The organism is Streptomyces drozdowiczii, assembly GCF_026167665.1.
Taxonomy (GTDB): domain Bacteria; phylum Actinomycetota; class Actinomycetes; order Streptomycetales; family Streptomycetaceae; genus Streptomyces; species Streptomyces drozdowiczii_A.
Window position 1 is genome coordinate 1,030,444 of sequence record NZ_CP098740.1, and the last position, 23,853, is coordinate 1,054,296.

23 protein-coding genes and 1 pseudogene are annotated in these 23,853 nt (G+C 72.4%); 8 read left to right on the forward strand and 16 right to left on the reverse strand.

Translation table 11 applies throughout. The features are described from left to right. Positions 1–6: 6 nt before the first annotated feature. Genes NEH16_RS04595 through NEH16_RS04615 form a run of 5 tightly spaced genes read right to left on the reverse strand, consistent with a single transcriptional unit; the run spans position 7 to position 5,553 of the window. Entirely contained in the window at positions 7–540 is a 534-nt protein-coding gene (locus NEH16_RS04595) for a hypothetical protein (protein ID WP_265539430.1), read from the reverse strand. After that, entirely contained in the window at positions 537–1,958 is a 1,422-nt protein-coding gene (locus NEH16_RS04600) for a sensor histidine kinase (protein ID WP_265539432.1), read from the reverse strand. The genes NEH16_RS04595 and NEH16_RS04600 overlap by 4 nt, the downstream gene beginning before the upstream one ends. After that, entirely contained in the window at positions 1,955–2,638 is a 684-nt protein-coding gene (locus NEH16_RS04605; RefSeq protein ID WP_265539434.1) for a response regulator transcription factor, read from the reverse strand. Before NEH16_RS04605 ends, NEH16_RS04600 begins: the two co-directional genes overlap by 4 nt. Positions 2,639–2,698: 60 nt before the next feature. Next, positions 2,699–4,393, reverse strand: coding sequence for a murein biosynthesis integral membrane protein MurJ (gene murJ, locus NEH16_RS04610; RefSeq protein ID WP_265539436.1), 1,695 nt, complete (start codon positions 4,391–4,393; stop codon positions 2,699–2,701). Continuing rightward, entirely contained in the window at positions 4,390–5,553 is a 1,164-nt protein-coding gene (locus NEH16_RS04615) for a lipid II:glycine glycyltransferase FemX (protein ID WP_265539438.1), read from the reverse strand. Before NEH16_RS04615 ends, murJ begins: the two co-directional genes overlap by 4 nt. Before the next feature lie 227 nt (positions 5,554–5,780). Between NEH16_RS04615 and NEH16_RS04620 the strand changes: the two genes are divergently transcribed. After that, positions 5,781–6,998, forward strand: coding sequence for a L,D-transpeptidase (locus NEH16_RS04620; RefSeq protein ID WP_265539441.1), 1,218 nt, complete (start codon positions 5,781–5,783; stop codon positions 6,996–6,998). An 86-nt stretch (positions 6,999–7,084) separates the two neighbouring features. On the opposite strand, the gene NEH16_RS04625 is transcribed toward NEH16_RS04620, so the two are convergent. The 8 genes and pseudogenes from NEH16_RS04625 to NEH16_RS04660 all read right to left on the reverse strand — a co-directional run bounded on the left by NEH16_RS04625 (position 7,085) and on the right by NEH16_RS04660 (position 13,758). Further along, the gene (locus NEH16_RS04625) at positions 7,085–7,957 is read right to left on the reverse strand and encodes an amino acid ABC transporter permease (RefSeq protein WP_073965913.1); all 873 of its coding nucleotides are present in this window, start codon (positions 7,955–7,957) and stop codon (positions 7,085–7,087) included. Beyond that, positions 7,954–8,598 carry an amino acid ABC transporter permease gene (locus NEH16_RS04630; protein WP_073965914.1) on the reverse strand — a complete coding sequence of 215 codons (645 nt, stop codon included), beginning with the start codon at positions 8,596–8,598 and terminating at the stop codon, positions 7,954–7,956. The genes NEH16_RS04625 and NEH16_RS04630 overlap by 4 nt, the downstream gene beginning before the upstream one ends. Positions 8,599–8,615: 17 nt before the next feature. After that, positions 8,616–9,527 (reverse strand): glutamate ABC transporter substrate-binding protein, encoded by a 912-nt coding sequence (locus NEH16_RS04635; protein ID WP_265539443.1) that lies wholly within the window; start codon positions 9,525–9,527, stop codon positions 8,616–8,618. A 14-nt stretch (positions 9,528–9,541) separates the two neighbouring features. After that, complete coding sequence (locus NEH16_RS04640) at positions 9,542–10,285, reverse strand: amino acid ABC transporter ATP-binding protein (protein ID WP_265539445.1); 744 nt, start codon at positions 10,283–10,285, stop codon at positions 9,542–9,544. Between the two features lie 135 nt (positions 10,286–10,420). Beyond that, positions 10,421–10,861: a DUF6278 family protein gene (locus NEH16_RS04645; RefSeq protein ID WP_265539447.1), complete on the reverse strand. Its 441-nt coding sequence runs from the start codon at positions 10,859–10,861 to the stop codon at positions 10,421–10,423. A gap of 120 nt (positions 10,862–10,981) precedes the next feature. Further along, positions 10,982–11,760, reverse strand: a pseudogene (locus NEH16_RS04650) (exodeoxyribonuclease III). Positions 11,761–11,808: 48 nt separating this feature from the next. Continuing rightward, positions 11,809–12,468, reverse strand: a complete 660-nt coding sequence (locus tag NEH16_RS04655) for an MBL fold metallo-hydrolase (RefSeq protein WP_265539448.1) — start codon at positions 12,466–12,468, stop codon at positions 11,809–11,811. 12 nt (positions 12,469–12,480) lie between these two features. Beyond that, entirely contained in the window at positions 12,481–13,758 is a 1,278-nt protein-coding gene (locus tag NEH16_RS04660; protein ID WP_265539450.1) for an alpha/beta fold hydrolase, read from the reverse strand. 132 nt (positions 13,759–13,890) lie between these two features. Between NEH16_RS04660 and NEH16_RS04665 the strand changes: the two genes are divergently transcribed. From NEH16_RS04665 to NEH16_RS04680, 4 genes are all read left to right on the forward strand, one after another. Beyond that, positions 13,891–14,475 (forward strand): ArsR/SmtB family transcription factor, encoded by a 585-nt coding sequence (locus NEH16_RS04665; protein ID WP_265539452.1) that lies wholly within the window; start codon positions 13,891–13,893, stop codon positions 14,473–14,475. Positions 14,476–14,488: 13 nt separating this feature from the next. Then, positions 14,489–14,680 (forward strand): hypothetical protein, encoded by a 192-nt coding sequence (locus tag NEH16_RS04670; RefSeq protein ID WP_265539454.1) that lies wholly within the window; start codon positions 14,489–14,491, stop codon positions 14,678–14,680. Positions 14,681–14,740: 60 nt separating this feature from the next. After that, the gene (locus NEH16_RS04675) at positions 14,741–15,970 is read left to right on the forward strand and encodes a metallophosphoesterase (RefSeq protein ID WP_265539456.1); all 1,230 of its coding nucleotides are present in this window, start codon (positions 14,741–14,743) and stop codon (positions 15,968–15,970) included. Between the two features lie 97 nt (positions 15,971–16,067). Then, positions 16,068–17,087, forward strand: coding sequence for a helix-turn-helix domain-containing protein (locus tag NEH16_RS04680; RefSeq protein ID WP_265539459.1), 1,020 nt, complete (start codon positions 16,068–16,070; stop codon positions 17,085–17,087). 72 nt (positions 17,088–17,159) lie between these two features. Here the strand turns inward: NEH16_RS04680 and NEH16_RS04685 are convergent, their stop codons facing one another. After that, positions 17,160–17,930, reverse strand: a complete 771-nt coding sequence (locus tag NEH16_RS04685; protein ID WP_265539461.1) for an IclR family transcriptional regulator — start codon at positions 17,928–17,930, stop codon at positions 17,160–17,162. Positions 17,931–18,131: 201 nt separating this feature from the next. Between NEH16_RS04685 and NEH16_RS04690 the strand changes: the two genes are divergently transcribed. Genes NEH16_RS04690 through NEH16_RS04700 form a run of 3 tightly spaced genes read left to right on the forward strand, consistent with a single transcriptional unit; the run spans position 18,132 to position 22,339 of the window. Then, positions 18,132–19,775 carry an OPT/YSL family transporter gene (locus tag NEH16_RS04690; protein WP_265539463.1) on the forward strand — a complete coding sequence of 548 codons (1,644 nt, stop codon included), beginning with the start codon at positions 18,132–18,134 and terminating at the stop codon, positions 19,773–19,775. 49 nt (positions 19,776–19,824) lie between these two features. Beyond that, positions 19,825–20,889, forward strand: a complete 1,065-nt coding sequence (locus NEH16_RS04695; RefSeq protein WP_265539465.1) for a DUF917 family protein — start codon at positions 19,825–19,827, stop codon at positions 20,887–20,889. After that, complete coding sequence (locus NEH16_RS04700; protein ID WP_265539467.1) at positions 20,882–22,339, forward strand: M20/M25/M40 family metallo-hydrolase; 1,458 nt, start codon at positions 20,882–20,884, stop codon at positions 22,337–22,339. The genes NEH16_RS04695 and NEH16_RS04700 overlap by 8 nt, the downstream gene beginning before the upstream one ends. Positions 22,340–22,346: 7 nt before the next feature. Here the strand turns inward: NEH16_RS04700 and NEH16_RS04705 are convergent, their stop codons facing one another. Continuing rightward, entirely contained in the window at positions 22,347–22,946 is a 600-nt protein-coding gene (locus tag NEH16_RS04705; RefSeq protein WP_265539469.1) for a class F sortase, read from the reverse strand. Between the two features lie 49 nt (positions 22,947–22,995). Continuing rightward, positions 22,996–23,664, reverse strand: a complete 669-nt coding sequence (locus NEH16_RS04710; RefSeq protein ID WP_073965941.1) for a hypothetical protein — start codon at positions 23,662–23,664, stop codon at positions 22,996–22,998. Positions 23,665–23,853 lie beyond the last annotated feature (189 nt).

Genomic DNA, 23,853 nt, shown 5'->3' on the forward strand with positions numbered 1-23,853 from the left:
GCGCGGTCAGACCGCGCAGTGCGTCGGGCCGATGACTCCCTCGGTGCCGATCACCGTGACCACCTCCGTACGGTCGGCGGTACTGGCGGCTGCCGCGGTGCAGACGAGCTGCTGGCGGGCGGCTTCGGAAAGGCCGGTGACCGGCATGCCGATGGTGACCTTCACCCCCACCGAGCTCAGCTCGATGGCCGCGCTCAACCCGCCGCCGGTGGGCAGCTCGGAGCGCAGTCCGGAGTCGCGCTCCGCCCGGGTGGGCCCCTGGAAGAGCAGATACAGCGCGGCGGACGCCCCGCTGAGCCCGTTGTCCGTCCAGGCCCCGCCGTCGACGCTCTCCGGAGGGCTCATGGTCCGGACGACCGGCATCAACCGGGAGGCCGATGACGAGGACACGAAGTACACCAGGGCGCTGCGCCGGCCCCCCGAGGCCACCTCCACGGTCGCCGGTTCACCCGCTTCCACGACGTCCGTCGCGCGGATCCCGCACCCGGTGGCGAGCAGCAGCACGGGCAGCAGCGCGCCGAGCAGACGCCCGCCCCTCACCGCTCCCCCATCGGCAGCTCCACGGTGAACACCGCGCCGCCCCCGGGACGGTTCGCCGCACCCACCGTGCCCCCGTGCAGCCGTACGTTCTCCTGGGCGATCGCGAGACCGAGGCCGCTCCCCGCGGACCGGGTCCGGGCCGCGTCGGCCTTGTAGAACCGGTCGAAGATGTGCGGGAGCACCGCCGCGTCGATGCCCGGCCCGCTGTCCTCCACCTCCACGACGAGCCGGTCGCCCCCGCGTACGCGTACGGTGACGGGCTCGGCGCCGTGCCGCAGGGCGTTGCCGACCAGGTTGGCGACGACCACGTCGAAGCGGCGCGGATCGAGCACCGCCCGCACGTCGTCGGGCAGTTCGGTGGTGACCCGGTCCTCCCAGCGGCGGGCCTGGAGCGTCTTGCGTACGGTCTCGGCGACGTCCACCTCGTCCAGATGCAGCTCGGCGGCGCGGGCGTCGAAGCGGGATATCTCCATCAGGTCCTCGACCAGGGTGGCCAGTTTGCCGGTCTCCGTGCTGATCAGGCGGACGGCGGCGGCGGTGTCGGGGCGCAGTTCACCGGCGTCCTCGTCCAGGACCTCGGTGACGGCGAGCATACCGGCGAGCGGGGTGCGCAGTTCGTGGGAGACGTCGGAGGCGAAGCGCCGGGCCCGCTCCTCGGCCCGGCGCAGCTCCTCGACGGACTCCTGGAGTTTCGTGGACGACTCGTTGAACGTCCAGGCGAGTTCGGCGAGTTCGTCGGAGCCGCGCACCGTGATCCGGGTGTCGAGTTCGCCCCGGCCGATGCCCGCCGCCGCCCGGCGCAGATCGCGGACCGGGCGCAGCACGCTGCGGGCGGCGAGCAGCGCGGGCACCAGGGCGACGAGCAGGGCGGGCAGGGCGCCGTCGCGGGCGGCGGTGACCATGGCGGCCACGTTGGCTTCCTCGTTGGACAGCGGCATCACGGCGTAGAGGACGAGGCCGGTGGGCTGTCTGCCGTCGCCCCGGTTGAAGAGGGCGGGCATGCCGACGGTCAGCCAGGGCTTGCCGTCCTTGACGACGCGCTGGAACGAGCCGTGGGTGTCGTCGCGGGTGGCCGCGCGCAGCCCGGCGGTGATCACCCCGGACGAGGACCGGTCCGACGAGGAGGCCCGCAGCTTCCCGTACTCGGCGAACACGGTCCAGCCGCGCCCGCCGCCCGCCCGGGCGAGCTCCAGGCAGATGTGGCGCAGCTGCTCGCCGTCGACGGGGAGGCTGACGGACTGGGCGTTGATCCGGTCCCGGAACTGGGCGACGGCGGAGTCCTGAGCCTGCTGGAGGATCGCGGAGCGGGCCTCGCGATAGGTGAGGGCGGCGGTGGTGCCCGCACTCACGGCCGCGACGAACAGGAACGCCGCGATCAGCCGGGTGCGGAGGCCGAGGCGGGCGGCGAGCGGTTTCACGTAAGGGGCCCGAAGCGGTAGCCGAAGCCTCGGACGGTCTGGATGTAGCGGGGGCTGCCCGGGACGTCCTCGATCTTCTGGCGGAGGCGGCGGACGCAGGCGTCGACCAGGCGGGCGTCGCCGTGGTAGCTGTGCTCCCATACGTGTTCCAGGAGCTGCTGGCGGCTGAAGACCTGTTCGGGCGAGGCCGAGAGGTGGAGCAGCAGCTTCAGTTCGGAGGGGGCGAGGAGCAGCCGTTCACCGGCCTTGGCGACGGCGAGGCCCGCGCGGTCGACGGCCAGTGCGCCGTGCGACTCGATGCCGCCGCGCCCGGCGGGAACGGCGAGGCGGCGCAGCACGGCCCGGATGCGGGCCTCGATGACCTCGGTACGGGCGGGCTTGACGATGTAGTCGTCGGCCCCGGCCTCCAGGCCCACGACGACGTCGAAGTCGTCGCCGCGCGCGGTCAGCATGATCACCGGGAGCTGGCTGGTCTCGCGGATGCGGCGGCAGACCTGGACGCCGTTCATTCCGGGCAGCATCAGGTCGAGGAGGACCAGGTCCGGCCGGAAGTCGCCGAGTGCGGCGAGCCCGGCCTCGCCGGTGGCGACGGCCCGTATCTCGTGGCCGCGCCTGCGCAGGCCCAGCTCGACCCCTTCGCGTACCGAGGGGTCGTCTTCTATCAGGAGCACGCGAGGCATGGCGTCAGTATCCCAGCGATCAAGGAATGGATTCGAACGGGCGGGCGGGTACGGGCCGGTTCAGCCGCGCCGCAGCCGGCCCCGGAAGGCGTTCAGCGCAGCGCTCACCTCGGTCAGCCGCAGCGGTCGGGCCAGCCCCGCCACGACCAGCGCGAGGACGGCCGTCCCGGCGCCCAGCGCGGCGAAGTCCCCGAGGCCCGAGCCCTCCGTGTCGACGGCGCGGGCCGCCCCGTACGCCAGCGCCCCGGCCGGCACACACGCGACGACCAGCCGCACATGCGCCCATACCCCGGGCGAGCGGCCGAGCGAGGGGCGCGGCGTGCCGCGCGGGGAGAGCCTGCGGTGCAGCACGTACGCGGTGACGGCGAAGCCGGTGAGCAGGGCCACGGAGTACGCGCCCGCCATGCCGGTCACCGCCCAGCGCGCGGGCAGCGTCAGATAGGCGACGACCGAGAGCCCGGCGTTGAGGGCGGCGATGACCAGGTTCAGCAGGAACGGGGTGCGGGTGTCGCTCATCGCGTAGAACCCGCGCGAGAGCACGTACTGCCCGGAGAAGGCGATGAGCCCGGGGGCGAACGCGGCCATCATGCCCGCCATCACCGTGATGTCCGCCGGGCCGGTGCGCCCGTAGCCGAAGACCGAGCCCATCACCCAGGGCGCGAGCGCCAGCAGCAGGGCGGCGGCCGGGACCACCACGGCCGCGGAGGTGCGCAGCGCGTACGAGAGGTCCCGCCGCACCCCGGCGAGGTCGCCGCCGGCCGCCGCCCGGCTCATGCGCGGCATCAGCGCGGTGACGAGGCTGACGGTCACGATGCCCTGCGGGACGACCCACAGCTGATAGGCGTAGCTGTACGCGGTGTAGCCGGCGCCGCCCGCGAGGTGCTGGTCCACGGCGTGCTGGCCGCTCGCGGTGGAGAGGCGGGTGATCACCCAGTAGGCGACCTGGTTGGTGAGGACGAGCATGACGAGCCAGCCGGCGGCCCGCAGCGGCCGGGTCAGTCCGCTGCCGCGCCAGTCGAACCGGGGCCGCCAGCGGAACTTCGCGGCGCGCAGCGAGGGCACCAGGGCGAGGCTCTGCACGGCGATGCCCGCCGTCGTGCCCCAGCCCAGCCACTGCGCCTGCGCGGAGCTGAGGGTCCCGCCGGAGTCCGCCGCCGTCCAGAGGTAGAGCCCGAACACGGCGATGATCACGAGGTTGTTGAGGACCGGCGTCCACATCATCGCGCCGAACCGGTCGCGGGCGTTGAGGACTTGGCCCAGGAGCGTGAAGAGGCCGTAGAAGAGGATCTGCGGCAGGCAGTAGCGGGCCAGGGCGATGGTGAGTTCGGCCTGCTCGCCGTCGTAGGTGGGGGCGTACACCTGGATGATCAGCGGTGCGCCGAGGACGGCGAGCGCGGTGAGGGCGAGGAGGCCCACCGTGCACAGGGTGAGCAGGCGGTCGGTGTACGCGGCCCCGCCGTCGCCGTGTTCCCTGGCTGCGCGGACCAGCTCGGGCACGAAGACCGCGTTGAGGGCGCCGCCGATGAGCAGGATGTAGAGGATGTTGGGCACGGTGTTGGCGACCGAGTAGCCGTCGGCCCGCAGTCCGGTGCCGAGCGCGGCGACGACGACCGCCGAGCGTATGAACCCCGTGGCCCGCGAGACGATCGACCCGGCGGCCATCACGGCGCCGCTGCGCAGCACCGAGCCGGAGCCGCGCGCGCCGCTCTCCTCGGGGGCGGCCGCCGCCTCCGAGGCGGTCCCGGCGGCCGTCACCGGCGTGCCAGGTACGCCTGGAACGCCCGGTACAACGTGTTGTTGGCGGCTCCGCCCACCGATGTCTCCCACTCTCCGAGGGTCTCCACGACCTCCCCGCCGGTGCCCAGCTTCCAGCGCAGCAGCCCGAAGGGCCGGTCGTGGGGATCGAGGGTGGAGGATACCCCGCGCATGTCGTAGACCTCCGCGCCGCCGGCGAGGGCGTCGCACATCATCTGCCACTGGAGGGCGTTGCTGGGGCGGACCTCGCGGCGGTGGTCGGCGGAGGCGCCCGTCTGGTACCAGACCCGCCGTCCGGTGCTGATCATGGTGTGGGCGGCCAGGATCTCGCCGTCGTGCACGGCGAGGCAGAGCTTCATCCGGCCGGGCTCCTCGGCGTTGAGCGCGGCGTACTGGCGCTGGTAGTAGCCGAGGGAGCGGCCGAGCCGGAAGCCGTCGCGCTCCTCGGTGATCCTCAGCAGCCGGTGGAAATCGGGCAGTTCGGCAGCGCTCCCGGTCACGATCCGCACCCCGGCCTTCTGCGCGCGGCGGACGTTGCGGCGCCACTCCTGGTTGAGCCCGGACCACAGGTCCTCGGTGGTGCGTCCGGCGAGCGGCACCCGGAACACGTACCGGGGCTGGGCGTCCGCGTCGTCGCCGTCCCCGCCGCAGCGCCGCCAGCCGCGGGCCCGCAGCCGGTCGGCCACGGCGGCGCCGAGCGGGTCGACCTCGCTCGCCAGGACGTCGCCGACGGAGCGCCCGGGGCCGGCGGCGGCCTTGAGGCGGGCGCCGGTCCAGCGGCGGTAGGCGGGGCTTGGTCCGATGCGGACGGCGAAGGCCCCGGCCGCGCGCAGGTGCGCGAGAAGGGGGCGCAGCCACCGGTCCATTCCGGGGTCGGCCCAGTCGGCGGCCGGGCCCTCCGGGAGATAGGCGAAGTATTTCCGGGTGCCCGGGAATTGCCGGTAGAGGACGAGCGCGCTGCCCTTCAGGGTGCCGTCGTCGTCGTGCCAGCCGAGCCCTTCCGAGGACCAGCCCTCTTTCACCCCGGCCCAGGAGGGGTACTGGAGGAAGCTGGCGTCGGCCCGCGTGGCCAGGTGGGCGCGGTGCTCGTCCACGGTGAGGCCGTGTATGCGCAGGTCCCGTTCCCTGCTGCGTTCTCCGGTCGCGAGCAGCGCTGACATGTCGGTGGCCCTCCCCCTCGTGGGCCCCGCCGTCTGCTCTGCGGGGCTGCACAGGATGCTCACAGCGGTCCGTGACGGGTCCGCGCGCCGAATGTGACCGGACGATGACCGTTGCGCTGCGCTTCCCGTCACACAAAAGAATTCCTGCTTTTCCGCGGATTCACGGAACTTAGGCTCCGGTGCGTTCCTCTTCACCGATGACCGAACACGGCTCTGGAGGCTTTCCGTTGATTCCCGCATTCCTGATACCGGCGCGCCCGCAGCGCCGCGCCCGGCTCGCGCTGATCGCCGGCTGCGCGGTGCTCGGCGTCACCCTCACGGCCTGTTCCGGCGGGGCCTCCGCTTCGGACCGCGATGCCGGCAAGAACGGAGACGCGGCTCCCTCGAAGGCGGCGGCGGCCTCCATCTCGGTCAACCTGCACGGCACATCGGCCGCCGCGGGGAAGCCGGTCACGGTGACCCTGGCGGCCGGGAAGCTGAGTGAGGTGACCGTCTCGGCCGGGAAGGACGGCATGCTCAGCGGCCGGATATCCGCCGACGGGCGGACCTGGACGTCCGACCGGGCGGCGGCGCCGGGCACCGCGTACCGGGTGGAGGCGCGCGACTCCTCGGGCGGCAGCGACACGGCCTCGTTCACGACGAAGGCGGCCGACAAGGTGAACAAGCTGACGCTGGCGCCGGGCAAGAACACGACGGTGGGCATCGCGCAGCCGCTGTCGATCGTGTTCGACAACCCGGTCAAGGACAAGGCGGCCGTCGAGAAGGCCCTCAAGGTGTCCACCTCGAACCACACCGAGGGCTCCTGGGGCTGGCTGCGCGACTACTCGGGCCGCGACCGCGTCGACTGGCGCCCGAAGGAGTACTGGAAGTCCGGGACGCGCATCACGCTCGACGCCGAGCTGAACGGCGTCGACTCGGGCCAGGGCGGCGGCTTCTTCGTACGGGACTACGCGACGACCTTCACGGTGGGCGCGAGCCAGGTGGTGAAGGTGGACCTGGACCGGCACCGGCTGGCGCTCCAGCGGGACGGGCGCACGGTCATGGACGTGCCGGTGTCGGGCGGTACCCCGGGCGGCGACAAGCGGTCGTGGCGGGGGACGGCCGTGCTGATGGCGAAGGAGGGCACGATCAACATGCGCTCCGAGACGGTGGGCCTGGGCCACACGTACGACAAGATGGTCGACTACTCGATGCGGCTGACCTGGTCGGGCATGTACGCGCACGCGGCGCCGTGGAACGCGGCGTACTTCGGGCGGGCCAACCACAGTTCGGGATGTGTCGGGATGAGCGACGCGGACGCCGCCGCCCTCTACCGGCAAGCCCATGTCGGCGACCCGTTCGAGATCACGGGTGCGGAGACCAAGGGCACGGTCGCGGAGGGCAACGGCTACGGGGCGTGGAACGTCTCGTGGGACGAGTGGCAGACGAGGAGCGCCCTCGGCTGACCGGTCCGCCGGCGCGCAGCTGACCTTCTTCCCGCGTGCGAGAAGTGATCACCGGCTGCTGCCGGGCGGACCCCGCTCCCGTCCGTCTACCGCCCTCCCGGCATCAGCGTGCCGGGCTGTGCCGGTCCGACGCCCACCGCCTCCGTCTTCGGATTGCGCCGTTGCCGCCTCGCCACCCAGGTGGCGAACCAGGAGAGCAGCATGCACATCCCGATGTAGATCGGTGAGATCACCATCACCACGGGGATGAAAGGCAGATCGTAGTCCAAATTGGAGGCGATGAGCTTGCCCGCGTGGAGGAATTCCTCGTACGTGATGAGGTAGCCGAGCGAGGTGTCCTTCAGGGCCACCACCAGCTGGCTGATGATGGTGGGCAGCATCGCGCGGATCGCCTGCGGCGCCAGGACGAAGGTGGTGACCTGCGTCTTCCGCATGCCCAGCGCGTACGCCGCCTCGCGCTGGCCGCGCTCCACGGAGTTGATGCCGGTACGGAACACCTCGGCGAGCACCGAGCCGTTGTAGAGCGTCAGCCCGGCGACCAGCGCGGGCAGCGGCTGCACCTTCAGCGCCACGAAGATGAAGAAGATCATCACCAGCACGGGCATGGCGCGGAAGAACTCGACGAGGACCGTCGCCACCCAGCGCACCGGGCGGTGTTCGGACAGCCGCCCCACCGCGAGGACGGCCCCGAGCGCCAGCGAGAGGACGGCGGCGTACGCGAACGCCTTGAGGGTGTTGCCGAGTCCGCGCAGCAGGAGTTCCTGGATGCCCTTGTACTCGAAGGGCGTCCACTTGGCGCTGGTGAACTGGTCGGTGTCGAAGAGGAGATAGATCACCCAGCCGATCAGGGCGAGGATGAGGACCGTGGACAGGACTCCGTAGAGGCGGTGCCGTTTACGGGTGTGCGGTCCCGGGATGTCGTACAGGGCGTTGGCGGTGGGGGCGGAGTGGGCGGTCATCGGGCGACTCCCCAGCGCTTTTCCATGACGTGGAAGAGCGCGCTGATGGCGAGGGTGATGATCAGATATCCCACGGCGATCCACACGAAGGTCCAGATGATGCTGTATCCCAGCTCGTTGAGGGTCTTGTAGGTGCCGAGGAGTTCGGTGACGCTGAACGCCCCGGCGATCGCCGAGTTCTTGGCGAGCGCGATGAGCGTCGAGCCGATCGGCGGGATCACCGAGCGGAACGCCTGCGGCAGCACGATGGAGCCGAGGCTCTGCCCGAAGGTCATCCCGAGGCTCCGGGCCGCCTCGCCCTGCCCGGTGGGCACGGTGTTGATGCCGGAGCGCAGCACCTCGCAGATGAACGCGGAGGTGTAGCAGCCGAGCGCGATGATCGCGAACACGTTGAACGGCAGGACGAGCCCGAAGCGCGGCAGGCCGAGGAGCACGGCGAAGAAGAGCAGGGTGAGCGGGGTGTTGCGCAGGACCGTCACCCACACGGTGCCGAACACCCGGAGCGAGCCGACGGGCGCCACCCGGAAGGAGGCCATGACGAAGCCGAGGACCAGGGCCAGGATCGAGGCGTAGACGGTGAGTTCGAGGGTGCCGAGGAAGCCCTTGCCGTAGAGCGAGAAGTTGTCGGTGAGTACGTCCATGGGGGTGGGCCGTCCTCTCAGTTCGCCGGGTAGCGGTCGATGGGCGGCGGCTTGGGCGCGGGTGCGCCGGACAGCCCGAGGGTCGCCTCGAACGCCTTCTTCCAGTTGCCGTTCTTCTCGTTCGCCTCCAGCGCGTCGTCGAGCGCGAAGCGCAGCGCGTTGTCGCTGCGCGGGACCCCGATGCCGTACGGCTCCTCGGAGAAGGGCTTGCCGACGACCTTCATCTCGTCGGGCGCCTTGGCGGCGAAGCCCAGCAGGATCGCGTCGTCGGTGGTGACGACGTCGACCTGGAACGTCAGCAGGTTGTCGACACAGATCGAGTAGGTGTCGTACGCGACCAGCTTCGCCTTCGGATAGTCGGCGGCGATCCGCTGGTACGGGGTCGAGCCCGCGGCGGAGCAGACCGTCTTGCCGGCCAGGTCCTGCGGGCCGTGGATGTCGTCCTCGTCGGTGCGCACCAGGAGCCCCTGGCCCGCCATGTAGTAGGGACCGGCGAAGCCGACGAGCTTCTTGCGCATGTCGTTGATGGTGTAGGTGCCGACGTAGTAGTCGATCTGCCCGTTCTGGAGGGCGGTCTCGCGGTTGGCGGAGGCGATCGTCTTGAAGCGGATCGTCTTCGGGTCGAAGCCCAGCGAGGCGGACATCATGCGGGCGATCTCGATGTCGAAGCCGGAGTAGACGCCGGTGGCCGGGTCCTTCTCGCCCAGGTAGGGCTGGTCCTCCTTGGCGCCGACCCGGAGGTAGCCCCGCTTCTTCGCGTTCCGCCAGGTCCGGGAGTCCGGCAGCCGGAAGTCCTTGTCGACCTGGTAGACGGGCAGTTGGTCGGCCTTCGGCCCCTTGACCGGCGGGCTGCCCTCCTTGCCGCAGGCGGCGGCGGAGAGGGCGAGCAGGAGGCCGGCACAGGCGGCCAGCAGTTTCCTCGTACGCAACTCAGGGCCTCCCGTCAGTGCTTGAGGATCTTGGACAGGAAGTCCTTGGCCCGGTCGCTCTCCGGGGCGGTGAAGAAGTCCTCCGGGGTGCGGTCCTCCACGATGCAGCCGTCGGCCATGAAGACGACCCGGTTGGCGGCGGAGCGGGCGAAGCCCATCTCGTGGGTGACGACGACCATGGTCATGCCCTCGCGGGCGAGCTGCCGCATCACTTCGAGGACTTCGTTGATCATCTCCGGGTCGAGCGCCGATGTCGGCTCGTCGAACAGGAGGGCCTTGGGGTCCATGGCGAGGGCGCGGGCGATGGCGACGCGCTGCTGCTGCCCGCCGGAGAGCTGGGCGGGGAACTTGTCGGCGTGCGCGGCGAGCCCGACCCGGTCGAGGAGTTCGCGGGAGCGCTGGTCCGCCTCGTCCTTCTTCCGCTTGCGCACCTTGACCTGGGCCAGGGAGACGTTGGCGAGGACGGTCTTGTGCGCGAAGAGGTTGAACGACTGGAAGACCATGCCGACTTCGGCCCTCAGCTGGGCCAGCCCCCGGCCCTCCTCGGGGAGGGGTTTGCCGTCGATGGTGATGTGGCCCGACTCGATGGTCTCCAGCCGGTTGACCGCCCGGCAGAGCGTCGACTTCCCGGAGCCGGACGGGCCGATGACCACCACCACCTCCCCGCGGCCGACGGTGAGATTGATGTCCTGCAGTACGTGCAACTTTCCGTAGTGCTTGTTGACGTCTCGCAGCTCGATCAACGGATCGACGGCCATACGCTGCCCTACCCACTTGTCGCTCGGTCGAGGTCAGCGCAAACTAACCAGCCCGGCAAGGGACTTCTCGACCGACACGCACCAATGGGGCAAAAGGATTCTTATCGCTTCGCGCGGTCCGCCGCGTGCGGCGGGTCAGCCCTCGGCGGACTCCGCGTACACCTGGGACAGTTCGGGACTGCCGGACATCGCCCAGTCGAGGCCCGCCTCGACCACGTCGATCTCGCGGCCCGAGGCGAGCCGCACGACGGGCTGGCCGCTCGGCCAGATGTGCCAGTGCGCCCCGGCGACATTGCGCACCAGGACCGTGCCGAGGTAGAGCCCGGCGTCGTTGCCCAGCCAGGGCAGCTCCTCCAGGTCGTCGCGCCAGCGCGGCACCAGCTGGTCGAGGGCCGACAACGAGGCCGGGCTGTCGTCCAGTTCGATGCCGCGCTCCCCCACCCGGACCCGGAGCAGCTCGCATTCGCCGAGCAGTTCGGCCACGCCCTCCGGATCGGCGTCGACGGCACCCGCGAGGCCCGTCTTCCGCGTCCCGTCGTGACGCTTACGCCAGTTGTCCAAGAAAGGGATGTTCATATCGCCCAGAATCGCATCCCGGCGCGCCCGCGCACCACAGGGCGCGCGGCCTGTCGTTCGAGCGCCGAACACCACACGGTCACCGCGTGTTCACGGAGCGCGGGGCGCCGGGGAGGGCGCTCAGAGGTCGAGGTCGACGACCACCGGGGCGTGGTCGGAGGCACCCTTGCCCTTGCGCTCCTCGCGGTCCACGTAGCTGTCCTTGACCGCTTCGGTGAAGGGGGCGTTGCCGTAGACGAGGTCGATGCGCATGCCCTTGTTCTTGGGGAAGCGCAGCTCGCGGTAGTCCCAGAAGGTGTAGGGGCGGTCGTACTTCAGGGGGCGGGGCATCACGTCGGACAGGCCCTCGGCGCGCAGCGCGGCCAGGGCCTCGCGCTCGGCGGGGGTGACATGCGTGGCCCCTCGAAGAGGGCCGGGTCCCAGACGTCCTCGTCGGTCGGGGCCACGTTGAAGTCGCCGAGCACGGCGAACGGGGCCGCACCCGCGGCGTCGGCGGCCACGGCCTTGCGCAGCGCCTCCAGCCAGCGCAGCTTGTACGCGTAGTGCTCGTGGGCGACCTCGCGGCCGTTGGGCACGTACACCGACCAGAGGCGCACCGGGCCGCAGGTCGCGCTGATCGCGCGCGGCTCCTGCGCGGTCTCGTAGACCGGCCCGTCGGGCAGGCCGAGCACGACGTCGGAGAGGCCGGCGCGGGAGATCAGCGCGACCCCGTTCCACCGCCCGTTGGCGTTGACCGCGGACTCGTAGCCCGCCTCGCGGAGCGCGTCGGCGGGGAACTGCTCGGCGGTGCACTTGGTCTCCTGGAGGCACAGCACGTCGGTGCCGCTGCTCTCCAGCCAGGCCAGCAGCCTCGGCAGGCGGGCGGTGATCGAGTTGACGTTCCAGGTGGCGATGCGCATGTACGTAAACCTAACGCCTGCCACTGACAGCCGCCGGGGCGGCGGCCGTCACAGGGCCGTCGAGTCGCCCGGTGCCATGCGGCCGTGGTCGGAGCCGCCCAGCTCACCGATCTGCCGGTCGTAGATCGGCCGGGCCAGGTCGGTGAGGAGCGCGTCGTGGATGTCGATCGCGCGGCGCGGCTTCACCTCGCGCACGTAGTCGATGACCTCGGAGATCTTGTTCCACGGGGCCATCACCGGGAGCAGGAGGGTGTCGACGGCCCGGCCGGGCACCGTCAGGGCGTCGCCGGGGTGGAAGACCTGGCCGTCGACGAGGAAGCCGATGTTGGTGACGCGCGGGATGTCCGGGTGGATCACCGCGTGCAGCTCGCCGTGCACCTCGATGTCGAACCCGGCGGCCGAGAAGGTGTCGCCGTGGCCGACTGTGTGGACGCGCCCCGGGAAGGCCGCGCTCAGCCGCTCCGCGACGCTGCGCAGGGTCCAGACCCGGGCCTCCGGGTCGGCTTCGAGACCGGCCCGGATCCGCCCCTCGTCGAAGTGGTCGGGGTGCTCGTGCGTCACGAGGATCGCCTCGGCGCCGAGCGCCGCGTCGCCCTCCGAGAAGCCGCCCGGGTCGATGACGAGCGTGCGCCCGTCCTTCTCCAGGCGGATGCAGGAGTGCGACTGCTTGGTCAGGGTCGGCGCGGTGTTTCCGGCATGGCTGTTCATACATCCATCCTGCTACGCGGGCGGTGTCGTTTCCGCCCGAATCACCGACTGGGCGATCGTGAAGGCGGCGCTCGCGGCCGGAACCCCGCAGTACACGGCCGTCTGCATCAGCACCTCGCGGATCTCGGTGGGCGTGAGTCCGTTGCGCAGGGCGGCCCGGGTGTGCGCGGCCAGGCTCTCCATCCGCCCGGAGGCGACGAGGGCGGTGAGGGTGACCGTGGAGCGGGTGCGCCGGTCGAGGCCCTCCCGGTTCCACACCTCGCCCCAGGCGTACCGGGTGACCAGCTCCTGGAAGTCCTCGGTGAAGTCGTCGGCGGCGGCCATGACCCCGTCGACCTGGGCGTCGCCCAGCACCTCGCGCCGCAGCCGCATGCCCGGCGCGTACGGGTCGGGGCGCCCACCGGCCGCCGCCTCGGGGGCCGGTCCGGCGGGGGCGATCTCCGCGACGGGCTGGACGGGGGCGGAGAGCCGGGGCACGGAGTCCGGCATCGGGATGGCCGCCTGGGTGTCCTGCCAGGCGGTGGAGAAGTGGGTGAGCAGGAGATCGGTGACCGCCCCGGGCTGCTCGACGGGCGCGAGGTGCGAGGCCCCGGGGACCAGGGCGAGCCGGGCGTCGGGTATCCCGGCGACCAGGGTGCGGGCGTCGCCGGGCCCGGTCACCCGGTCCTCCGCCCCGACCACGACGAGGGTGGGGACGGGGATGCGGCTCAGTTCCGTACGGACGTCGAAGGCTGCCAGGGCCTCGCAGGCGGCGATGTAGCACCCCGGGTCGGTGGTCCGCACCATCTGGACGGCCCACTCCACGATGGCGGGCTGCGCGGCGGCGAAGGCGGGCGTGAACCAGCGCTCGGGCGCGGTGCGCGCCATGGGCTCCAGGCCGTTCGTACGGACGATGACGCCGCGCTGCCGGAACTCGTCGGCGCTGCCGAACCGGGCCGAGGACGCCACCAGTGCGAGCGCGGCCACCCGGTGCGGATGCCGCAGCGCCAGGTCCGCGCCGATCGCCCCGCCGATGGAACACCCCACGTACCCGAACCGCTGGACCCCGACCCCGTCGAGCGTCGCGAGAAGCCGGTCCCCCAGCTCGGCCACGGCAGTCGCGGGCCGGGCGGGGGCGCCGCCGTGACCGGGGAGGTCGTACCGGAAGACTCTCCAGAGCCGGGTCAGCTCGGGTATCTGACGGTCCCACATGTGCCATGTGGTACCCAGTGAGGGGCCGATGACCAGGACCGGGGCGTCTTCCGGCCCGTCAAAGCGGTATTGCAGGGTGTTCGGTGGTGTCTCACTCACGCCCTCGACCCTCTCACGTAGCGGGACCGTGCCCTTGGGCGGGTTCTCGGCGCAGCGCAAAGAAGTTGATGCAAAGGACCAGTTGCAAAAGAACCCTTGCAACCGAGTCTTTGCATGGCTATCGTTGAGGCCATGGAAGAACAGCCCGACGGACTGGTCCGCAATCTCGACGCCCGCTCGCTGCGCGGGCTCGCCCATCCGCTGCGCATGCGGCTGCTGGACGCGCTCCGCTTCGACGGGCCGGCCACCGCATCCCAACTCGCCGCGAAACTGGGCGAGTCGAGCGGGGCCACCAGCTACCACCTGCGGCAGCTCGCGGCGCACGGGTTCATCAAGGACGCGCCCGAGCACGGCAAGGGGCGGGAGCGCTGGTGGCAGGCGGCGAGCCAGGGGCTGACCTTTGACGAGTCCCTGCTCAACCACTCCAGCCCGGAGGTGCGCGGCGCCGCCGAGATGTATCTGCACGAGGTCGCGCACACCCAGGCGCGGGACCTGACGACCTGGCTCGGCGACCGCAGCACCTGGCCCGATGAGTGGAGCCGCGCCTGGGACATGAGCAGCGCGACCCTGCGGCTGACGCCCGGGCTCGCCCTGGAGCTCATCGAGAAGATGCACGCGCTCATCGACGAGTACCGCGACCGGATCACCGACGAGGACGAGGGCGACAGCTCCCGCGTACGCGTCCACACCCATGCGTTCCCCCTCACCACCGAGTAAAGGAGAACCACCGATGCATGCCCAGGCCCACCTCGCCCTGCACCACCTCCGCGCCGCCGAACTCCACGCCGAAGCCGAGGAGTACCGCCTCGCCCGGTCCGCCCGGGCCCCCCGCCCCCTGCGCACCGTCCTCGGGTGGACCCTGATCGAGGTCGGCCTCCGCCTGACCGCCCCGGCCTCCCGCCCGGCCCTCGCCCGGGTCTAGGGGGCCGGAGCAACCCGGGTACAGTGCCCGGCGGCATTCCGGCCGCCCGAGGAGGAAGACGTGACCGACACCAGCGAGGCCCGGTCCGCGGACGGCGGGGCGGCAGCGGCGCCGCCGAGCCCGGTCCGGCGCCTGATGCGTTACATACCCCTGGTCGCCCCGGTCCTGCTGTGGGCCGTGCCGTGCTGGGTGCTGCTGTACACCGGACAGCACTGGCCGCTGCCCGTCACCGTGGCCGGCACCTGTCTCTTCGCGCTCGGCCTCGTCACCATGCCGGTCGCGATGATGCGGGGCCACGGCAAGCGGCAGCAGGACCGGGCGGCGATCGTCGGGGACAGCATGCTCGGCTCCATCTGGGTGCTGTTCACCTGGTCCGTGCTGCTGGGCACCGTGCTGCGGCTCGTCCTGGCCCTGGCCGGGGCCGGTGACGGGCAGGACCGGGCGAGGATCGTCACCTGGTCGGTGCTCGGGGCCGCCGCCGCCCTGCTCGGCTGGGGTTACGCCGAGGCGCGCCGGGTGCCGAGGGTGCGCCGGGTCGACGTACGACTGCCGCGCCTCGGGCGGGGCCTGGACGGGACGCGGGTCGTCCTCATCACCGATACGCACTACGGGCCGCTGGACCGGGCCCGCTGGTCGGAGCGGGTGTGCGCGGAGGTCAACGCGCTGGAGGCGGACGTGGTCTGCCACACCGGTGACATCGCGGACGGCACCGCCGATCGCCGCCGCGCCCAGGCCGCCCCGCTCGGCACGGTGCGCGCGGCCCACGCCCGCGTCTACGTCACCGGGAACCACGAGTACTACAGCGAGGCGCAGGGCTGGGTGGACCTGATGGACGAGCTGGGCTGGCAGCCGCTGCGCAACCGGCACGTCCTGGTCGAACGCGGCGGCGACACCCTCGTGGTCGCCGGTGTGGACGACGTCACCGCCGAGTCCTCCGGGCTGGCCGGTCACCGGGCGCACCTCGCCGGGGCGCTGGACGGCGCCGATCCGGAGCTGCCGGTCCTGCTGCTCGCCCATCAGCCGAAGTTCATCGACCGGGCCGCCGAGGGCGGCGTCGACCTCCAGCTGTCGGGCCACACCCACGGCGGCCAGATCTGGCCCTTCCACTACCTGGTCCGGCTCGACCAGCCGGCCGTCGCCGGGCTGAGCCGCCACGGCGACCGCACGCAGCTGTACACCAGCCGGGGCACCGGGTTCTGGGGCCCGCCGTTCCGCGTCTTCGCGCCCAGCGAGATCACCCTCCTGGTGCTGCGCGCACCGGACGGAGCGGCCGGCACCGCCGCGTCCTGACCCGCGGGGCCGGTCGTGGCGCCGCTTGGCGCGATCTCGGCCGATCCAGCAGACTGCACACGGCCGGAGACCGACTTCCTCCGGCGGCCGAGCGGGCGTGACGGGGGTGCCGACGGTGTGGCAGGAGATGGCGGCGGCCGAGATGGCGCCGGACAACCGCTTCGAGTGGTTCGAGCAGGTGGTGTCCGACGTCCTGCTTCCCACGGAGTTCCGCGCCGCGGACCCGGGCGCCTTCGACGCGCAGGGCGGGATGCTCGCTCTCGGGACCGTGCAGTTGGCCCGCTTCAGCTACGGGCCGCTGCGCTCGCGCAGGACCCCGGAGCTGATCCGGAGGGGGGATCCGGAGCAGTACCAGCTGGCGCTGGTGACGCGGGGCTCGGCGTGGTTCGCTCAGCAGGGCGGCGAGGCCGAACTGGGCGTCGGCGGCATGGCGTTGTGGGACACCTCGCGTCCGTACGAGTCCGGCTCGGGCACGGACGGGCGGGACGTCGAGGTGATCGTCCTCCAGATACCGAAGGACCGGATGCCGTTGCCGTCGCAGCGGATGAACCGGGTCCTCGCGCGGAGCGTCCCGGGCGACGCGGGGATGGGCGCGATCCTGGCCGGTTTCCTGACGAACCTCGCCGCCACGGGGGCCGACTGCTCGCCCGAACAGCTCGGCGTGCTGGGCGAGATGGCCGTGGACATGGCCGCGTCCTGCCTGGCCGACCGGATCGGCGCCTCCCCGGTGCGGGCGCCCGCCGAGCTACGGACGCACGTCCTGCTGCGACGCGTCAACGCCTTCATCGACCATCACATCGGCGACCCCGGACTGTCCCCGGGCCTCATCGCCGCCCGCCACCACCTGTCGCTGCGGAGCCTGCACGCGCTCTTCCGCGACCAGCCGGAGAGCGTCGCCGCGACCATCCGCCGCCGCCGGCTCGACGGCTGCCGCACGGACCTGGCCCGCCCGGAGCTGCGCCGGCAGCCCATCGGGGTCGTCGCCGCCCGGTGGGGCTTCCCCGACGCGACCGTCTTCAGCCGGGCCTTCCGGGCGGCGTACGGGATGGCTCCGCGCGACTACCGCGCGGCGGCCCTGGGCCGGGCGAGCGGCGAACTGCGGGTATCCGGAACCTGATTCCAATATCCGGAACAACCGTCGAAGCAAGGGGCGCGCGAAGGGGGCGGGTGTCCGGCTCGGCCTGGCGGCCTACTCGGCCACGTACCGCAGCCAGTACGGGTCGCCGATCCGCTTCCCGACGCGTCGTGCGGCGTCCCGCACCGCGCGTCCGAAGCGGGCCTCGTTCTCGTGGCGCAGCTCCGGGGCGGGCAGGGCGATACCTATGCCGAAGACCTGCCCCGTCTCGCCGTCCACGACGGCGGCGGAGATGCCCGCGACGTTCGGCACGAACTCGCCGCGTGAGGACTCCCAGCCGTCCGCGCGCACCCGGGCCAGCGAGGAGACCAGCTCACCGGGGGTGCGGGGAGCCGATCCGGTGGCCTGTTCGAGGCGGGCGTCGACCAGCCGCAGCACCTGCGCGTCGTCCAGGCGGGCCAGCAGGGCGCGCCCCATGGAGCTGGCGTAGGCGGGGGCGCGGGTGCCGGCCGGGGTGTACGCCTGGAGGGCGCCGACGGTGCCGATCCGCATGTGCAGCACCAGCGATTCGGCGCCGTCGAGCACGTCCACGTAACCGGTGTAGCCGATGTCGGCCACCAGCTTGGCCAGCTCCTCCTCCAGGAGGGAGGCCGTGGAGCGGGAGGCGCGGAAGTGGTACGAGGCTTCCATGACGAGTTCGCCGGGCCGGTAGGCGCGGCTCACCGGGTCGCGGTCCAGGAAGCCGTATTCGGCCATCATGCTCAGCGTCCGTGACACGGAGCTCTTCGGCAGGTCGAGGGCGCCCGCCACGTCCGTCACGGTCAGGTCGCGCTGAAGGCGCGCCAGCAGCCGCAGGACGTCCCGCGCGTTGGCGAGTGTGCTCACCGTTCTCCTGCCTCCCCCGGACCCCGGGCCCGTGCGTCCGATCGTAAGGGGCGCCCACATACCGAGACCGCCGCCCACCCCCTTGACGGGCGGGCGCGCCGCGGAGATGATCCAGCATATCCAGATATTCACACATGGTTCCATATTTTGGAACTCCTGGAGCGGCGGACACGCCGCCCCGCACGGAAACACCGGAGATCCATGAGCACCGACGCGACGCACCGGGCCGTCACCGACGCCCCGGCCACCGCACCCGCCGGAGGACGCCATCCGCGCGCCCTCGCGCCCGGCAACCTGATCCTGACCGTGGTGCTCAGCGTGTTCGGCGCGGTCGTCGGTGTGCAGCTGCTCGCCACCCTCGGCGTCACGCCCAGCACCTCGCTGATCGGCGCGCTGGCCGCGATGACGCTGGCCCGTGTGCCGCTCGTCGCCTTCCGCGGCTTCCGCTCGGTCCACGCCCAGAACCTGGCGCAGACGAGCATCTCGTCGGCCACCTTCGGCGCCGCGAACAGCCTGTTCCTGCCGATCGGCATCCCGTTCCTGTTCGGGATGGACGACATGATCGTCCCGATGCTGGTCGGCGTCTCGGTCGCGATGCTGGTCGACGCCTGGCTGCTGTACCGGATGTACGACACCCCGGCTTTCCCCGCGAAGAACCCGTGGCCCCTCGGGCTCGCCGCCGCCGAGGCGATCCGGGCCGGCGACGAGGGCGGCCGACGCGCCAAGGTGCTCGGGCTCGGGCTGGTGACCGGGCTGGTGGGCGCGGTGTTCTCGCTGCCGATGTCGGCGTTCGGCGTGGCCCTGATCGGCGGCTTCGGCGCGATGGCCGCGTTCGGTGTGGGCCTGCTGTTCACGCAGTACGCGGACCCGCTGTTCGGGCTCGACCTGAACGCGATGTACCTGCCGCACGGGATGATGATCGGCGCCGGTCTCGTCGCCCTCGTCCAGGTCGCCCGGACCATCCTCGGCGCCCGGCGGGCGAACGCGGCGCAGGCCCGCTCGGCGGCCGGTGCCCCGGAGGGCGCGGGGGAGGGCGCGCGGCGGCTGGGGCGCTCGATGCGTCTCGGCCTCGGCGCCTACCTCGCGATCTCGGTCCTGCTGGCCTTCGGGACCGGCGCGGCCACGCACATGAGCCCGGGCATGCTGATCGGCTTCCTGGTGTACGCGTCCGTCGCGGCGTTCCTGCACGAGCTGCTGGTCGGCATCGCGTCCATGCACTCCGGCTGGTTCCCGGCCTTCGCGATCGCCCTGATCACCCTGCTGCTCGGCATCCTCATCGGCTTCCCGCCCGAGGCGCTGGTCGTGCTCTCCGGCTTCACGGCCGCGACCGGCCCCGCCTTCGCGGACATGGGGTACGACCTGAAGACCGGCTACCTGCTGCGCGGCGAGAACGCGGACCCGGCGTTCGAGCTGGAGGGCCGCCGCCAGCAGCTGATCGCCGCGATGATCGGCTTCGGCGTCGCGATCGCCGTCGTCCTCGTCTCGTACCGGATGTTCTTCGACAACGGGCAGACCGCCCCGATCGACGCCGCGTACGTCGCCGCGATCAAGGCGGGCCCGTCCGTCGAGACCGCGAAGCACCTCGCGCTGTGGGCGGTCCCCGGGGCGATCGTGCAGCTCGTCGGCGGGTCGAAGCGGCAGCTCGGGATCCTGCTCGCGACCGGGCTGCTCATCACGACCCCGATGGCCGGCTGGATGGTCGCCGCCGGCATCGCCGCCCGCGTCCTCGCCCCGCGCCTGCTCGGCCGGGACGTCAAGGGCGACCTGGAGGTCTTCGCCGGCGGTGCGATCGCCGGCGACGCCCTCTACTCCTTCGGCAACGGCGTGTTCAAGGCCGCCAAGTAACCCGGAACCCCTCTCGCACACCCGTACAGCACCACCCTGGGAGAACCCCGTGAAGCGACAGCTGACCCATGACGACATCCGCGCGGCCGTGTACGGCGGTGCCGTACTCGGCGGAGGCGGCGGCGGCTTCGTGGAGCGGGGGCTGCGCACCGCCGAGCTGGCCCTCCAGGTCGGCACGCCCGAGCTGTGGAGCGCCGACGAGTTCGCGGACGGCGACCTGACCGCGACGGTGGCCCTGGTCGGCGCCCCCGCGGCGCCCGACCCGCAGGTGCTGCCGACGCACCTGGTGCGCGCGCTGGAGCTGCTGCGCCGCGAGCTGCCGGGCGACCTCGTCGCGCTGCACACCAACGAGAACGGCGCCGAGACCACGATCAACGGCTGGTTCCACTCCGCGCTCACCGGCCTGCCCGTCATCGACCTGGCGTGCAACGGCCGCGCCCACCCCTCCAGCCAGATGGGCGCGATGGGCCTGCACCGCCGCGACGGCTACCGGTCCAGCCAGGGTTACGCGGGCGGCAAGCCGCACGCCTATGTCGAGGGGGCCGTCTCCGGCCGCCTGGACGCGACGTCGAACGTGGTCCGCCGCGCGTCCGTGGAGGCGGGCGGCTGGGTGGGCGTCGCCCGCAACCCGGTCGAGGTCGGCTACGCCGTCCGCAACGGCGCCCCGGGCGCCATCGGCTTCGCGATCGAGCTGGGGCACCGCTTCCTGGCCGAGGGACCGGCCGGCGCGGCCGCGCGGCTGGGCGGCGAGATCGCCGCGGCGGGGACCGTACGCGCGTACCGCTGCGAGCAGCGCGAGGGCCTGGACGTGGGCGTCGCCGTGCTCGACGACGCCCAGGGCACCACGCTGCACTTCGTCAACGAGTACATGGCGCTGGACCTGGCGGACGGCCGCCGCGCCGCGTTCCCGGACCTGATCACGACGTTCGACGAGGCGGGGCAGCCGCTCGCCTCCGCCGATGTCGCGGTCGGGCAGCGGATCGAGGTCCTGGTCGCCCCGGCGGAGAACCTGCTGCTGTCCCCGACGATGTACATGCCCGAGGTGTACGCCCCCGTCGAGGCGCTGCTCGGCATCGAGTTCGCGCCCGCCGAGAAGGCGTTCGCCCATGTCTGAGCCGTTCCTCGCCGATCCGGGCCCGGTACGGGAGTTCTGCGACGCGCGGTGGGAGGCCGAGATCCTTCCGCTGGTCCGGGACCACATCCGCGTCCCGGCGGTCAGCCCCGCGTACGACCCCGAGTGGGAGGCCCGGGGCCACCTGGACCGGGCCGTCGACGCGGCGGCGGCCTGGCTGCGCGGGGTGCCGCTGCCGGGCCTGCGCACCGAAGTTCTGCGCGCCCCCGGCCGTACGCCCCTGGTCTTCTTCGAGGTCCCCGGCGCGGGCGCCCGGTCCGAGGAGACCGTCCTCTTCTACGGCCACCTCGACAAGCAGCCCGAGGGCGAGGGCTGGACCGGGGGCCGCACCGCCTGGGAGCCGTCCTTCGACGGCACCCGGCTGTACGGGCGCGGCGGCGCCGACGACGGTTACGCGCTGCCCGCGTCGGTGACCGCGATCCGGGCGCTGGCGGAGCAGGGCGCGGCCCGGCCCCGGTGCGTCGGGGTGTTCGAGGCCGGGGAGGAGTCCGGCAGCCCGGACCTGGACCACTGGTTCGAGGTACTGGCGGACCGGATCGGCGAGGTGGGCCTGGTGGTCTGCCTGGACTCCGGCGCGGGCGACTACGAACGGCTGTGGCTGGTCACGTCGTTGCGCGGGGCCTGCGGCGGCACGCTCGACGTGCGGGTCCTCGGCGACGGCGCGCACTCCGGGGACGCCGGGGGCGTGGTGCCGTCGTCGTTCCGGGTGCTGCGGCAGCTGCTCGACCGCGTCGAGGACGGGGCGACGGGCCTGCTGCGCCCCGCCGTCCTGCATGGCGAGGTGCCCCCGGAGCGCCGGGAGCAGACCCGCGAGGCGGCGGCCCTGCTCGGCGACGGGGTGCGGGAGCGCTTCGACTGGTACGGGGACACCTCGGCGGTGGCCGACGACCCCGGGGAGCTGCTGCTCAACCGGGCGTGGCGCCCCAGCCTGGAGGTCACCGGGGCGGACGGGCTGCCCCCGGTCGCCTCGGCCGGCAACGTGCTGCGCCCGCACACCCGGGTGAAGCTGGCGCTGCGGCTGCCGCCGACGGTGGACGCCGCGGCGGCCGTCGCGGAGCTGGGCAGGCTCCTGGAGGCGGACCCGCCGTACGGCGCGGCGGTCCGCTTCACCCCCGACCGGGTCCTCGCGGACGGCTGGCACGCGCCCGCCGAGGAGCCGTGGCTGAGCGCCGCGCTCTCCGGGGCGAGCCGGGCCTGCTTCGACGGGGCGGACGTCGCCCGGATCGGACAGGGCGGCACGATCCCGCTGATGGGGAAGCTGTCCCGGCAGTTCCCCGGGGCCCAGTTCCTGGCCTGCGGAGTGCTGGGCCCGGGGGCGAACGCCCACGGCCCGAACGAGTCGCTGCACGTCCCGTACGCGCGGCGCCTCACCGCGAGCCTGTCCCTGACCCTGAACGCCTTCGCCGTACGGGAGCCGGAAGAGGCGGGGTGAGGGGGCGTCACACCTTCTTCAATGACGTGAGGTGGGCGAAGACGACGACGTTGGCCGCGTAGCCGTCCTTCTTGTTGAAGCGTCCGCCGCACGTCATGAGGCGCAGCTCCGCACGGCCGGTGCTGCCGTACACCTTGTCGTCGGGGAACTTGTCCTTGGTGTACGTCTCCACGGCGTCGACCGTGAAGACCGCTTTCTGCTTGTCGGCCCGGGTGACGGTGACCTTGTCGCCCTTGTGCAGGGCGTTGAGGTTGAGGAAGATCGCCGGTCCGGTCTCCGTGTCGCGGTGGCCGACGATCAGCGAGGTGCCCTTCTCGCCGGGCGAGGGCCCGTCGCGGTACCAGCCCACCTCCCGGGGCTTGCTCATGGGCGGGGCGCCGAGGTGCCCCTTCCTGTCGAGTCCGAGGCCGGTGACCGGCGCCTCGATGAAGATCGCGGGCACCGCGACCTTCACCGGCCGCGACGGGGAGAGGGGAGCGTGCGAGACCGGCCGGTCGCCGCCGCCCGCGGCGTCGTTGCCGTGGGCGGCGGCGACCGGATCGTCGGGCGAGTCGGAACTCGCCCAGACGATGCCGGCCACCAGCGAGGAGGTCACGCTCAATGTCATCGTGAGACGACACGCCCGGCTCGGGCCCCGTCGGCGTCTTCTGCGCGGGTTATGCCTCGTTGCGGGCACGGCGGCGTGCGGCTCGGCGGACCATGATCAGCCCGGCGGCTCCGACGGCGCCGGCCGCCAGCGCGGCGGTGGTCCCGACGTTCGAGTCGCTCTCGGAGCTGACGCCCTCCATGTCCGGGACGCCGCCGCCACCGGCGGGGACGCCGCCGGACGGCTGCTCGTAGCCCGACTCGGAGCCCGACTCGGCGGAGCCGCGCTCGGCGTTGTTGCCGGAGCCGTTGTGACCGGCCGGCTTGGTGCAGTCGACCTTGAACGCCTTGTTCTTCGGGCCGGCCGGAACGATCCACACCAGCTGGTACGTGCCCTCGGGGAGCAGGTACTCCTGGCTGCGCGCCGAGCCGTTCACCAGGGGGAGGGTGCTGGCGAGGGTGTCCCCCGGGGGGACGGTCGGGGGCTGCGCGGTGATGGTCCACGGCACGGCCGGCATGTCGCCGAAGTTGCTGGCCTGGAGGACGAACTTGCAGACCTCGTTGCCGTCGCCGCCACGCGCTGCCCAGCCGCCGGGGCGGATGTCGATGTCACCGCTGTCGCCGGGGGCGGCGAAGGCGGCCGACGCCCCGCCCAGCGTGGCGGCGGCGGCCGCGACCACGGCGGCCGCGACGGTGCCCGCGCGAACGCTGCGGGCACGGACGGAAGCGGAAATACGCATGCTGAACTCCTTCGAGCCGGGATGATTGTCGTACTGATCAATCGATCGACCTAAGAGATGCCATGACGCACGGGATAAATGCCGCGTAACACTCTGAAAAGTGGGACAAGTACCCTGAGTAGCCGATAGCGGACCGACCCGAAGGGCCCCCGGACGCGCGAACGGGGCGCCCGGTGAGCGCCCCGTTCC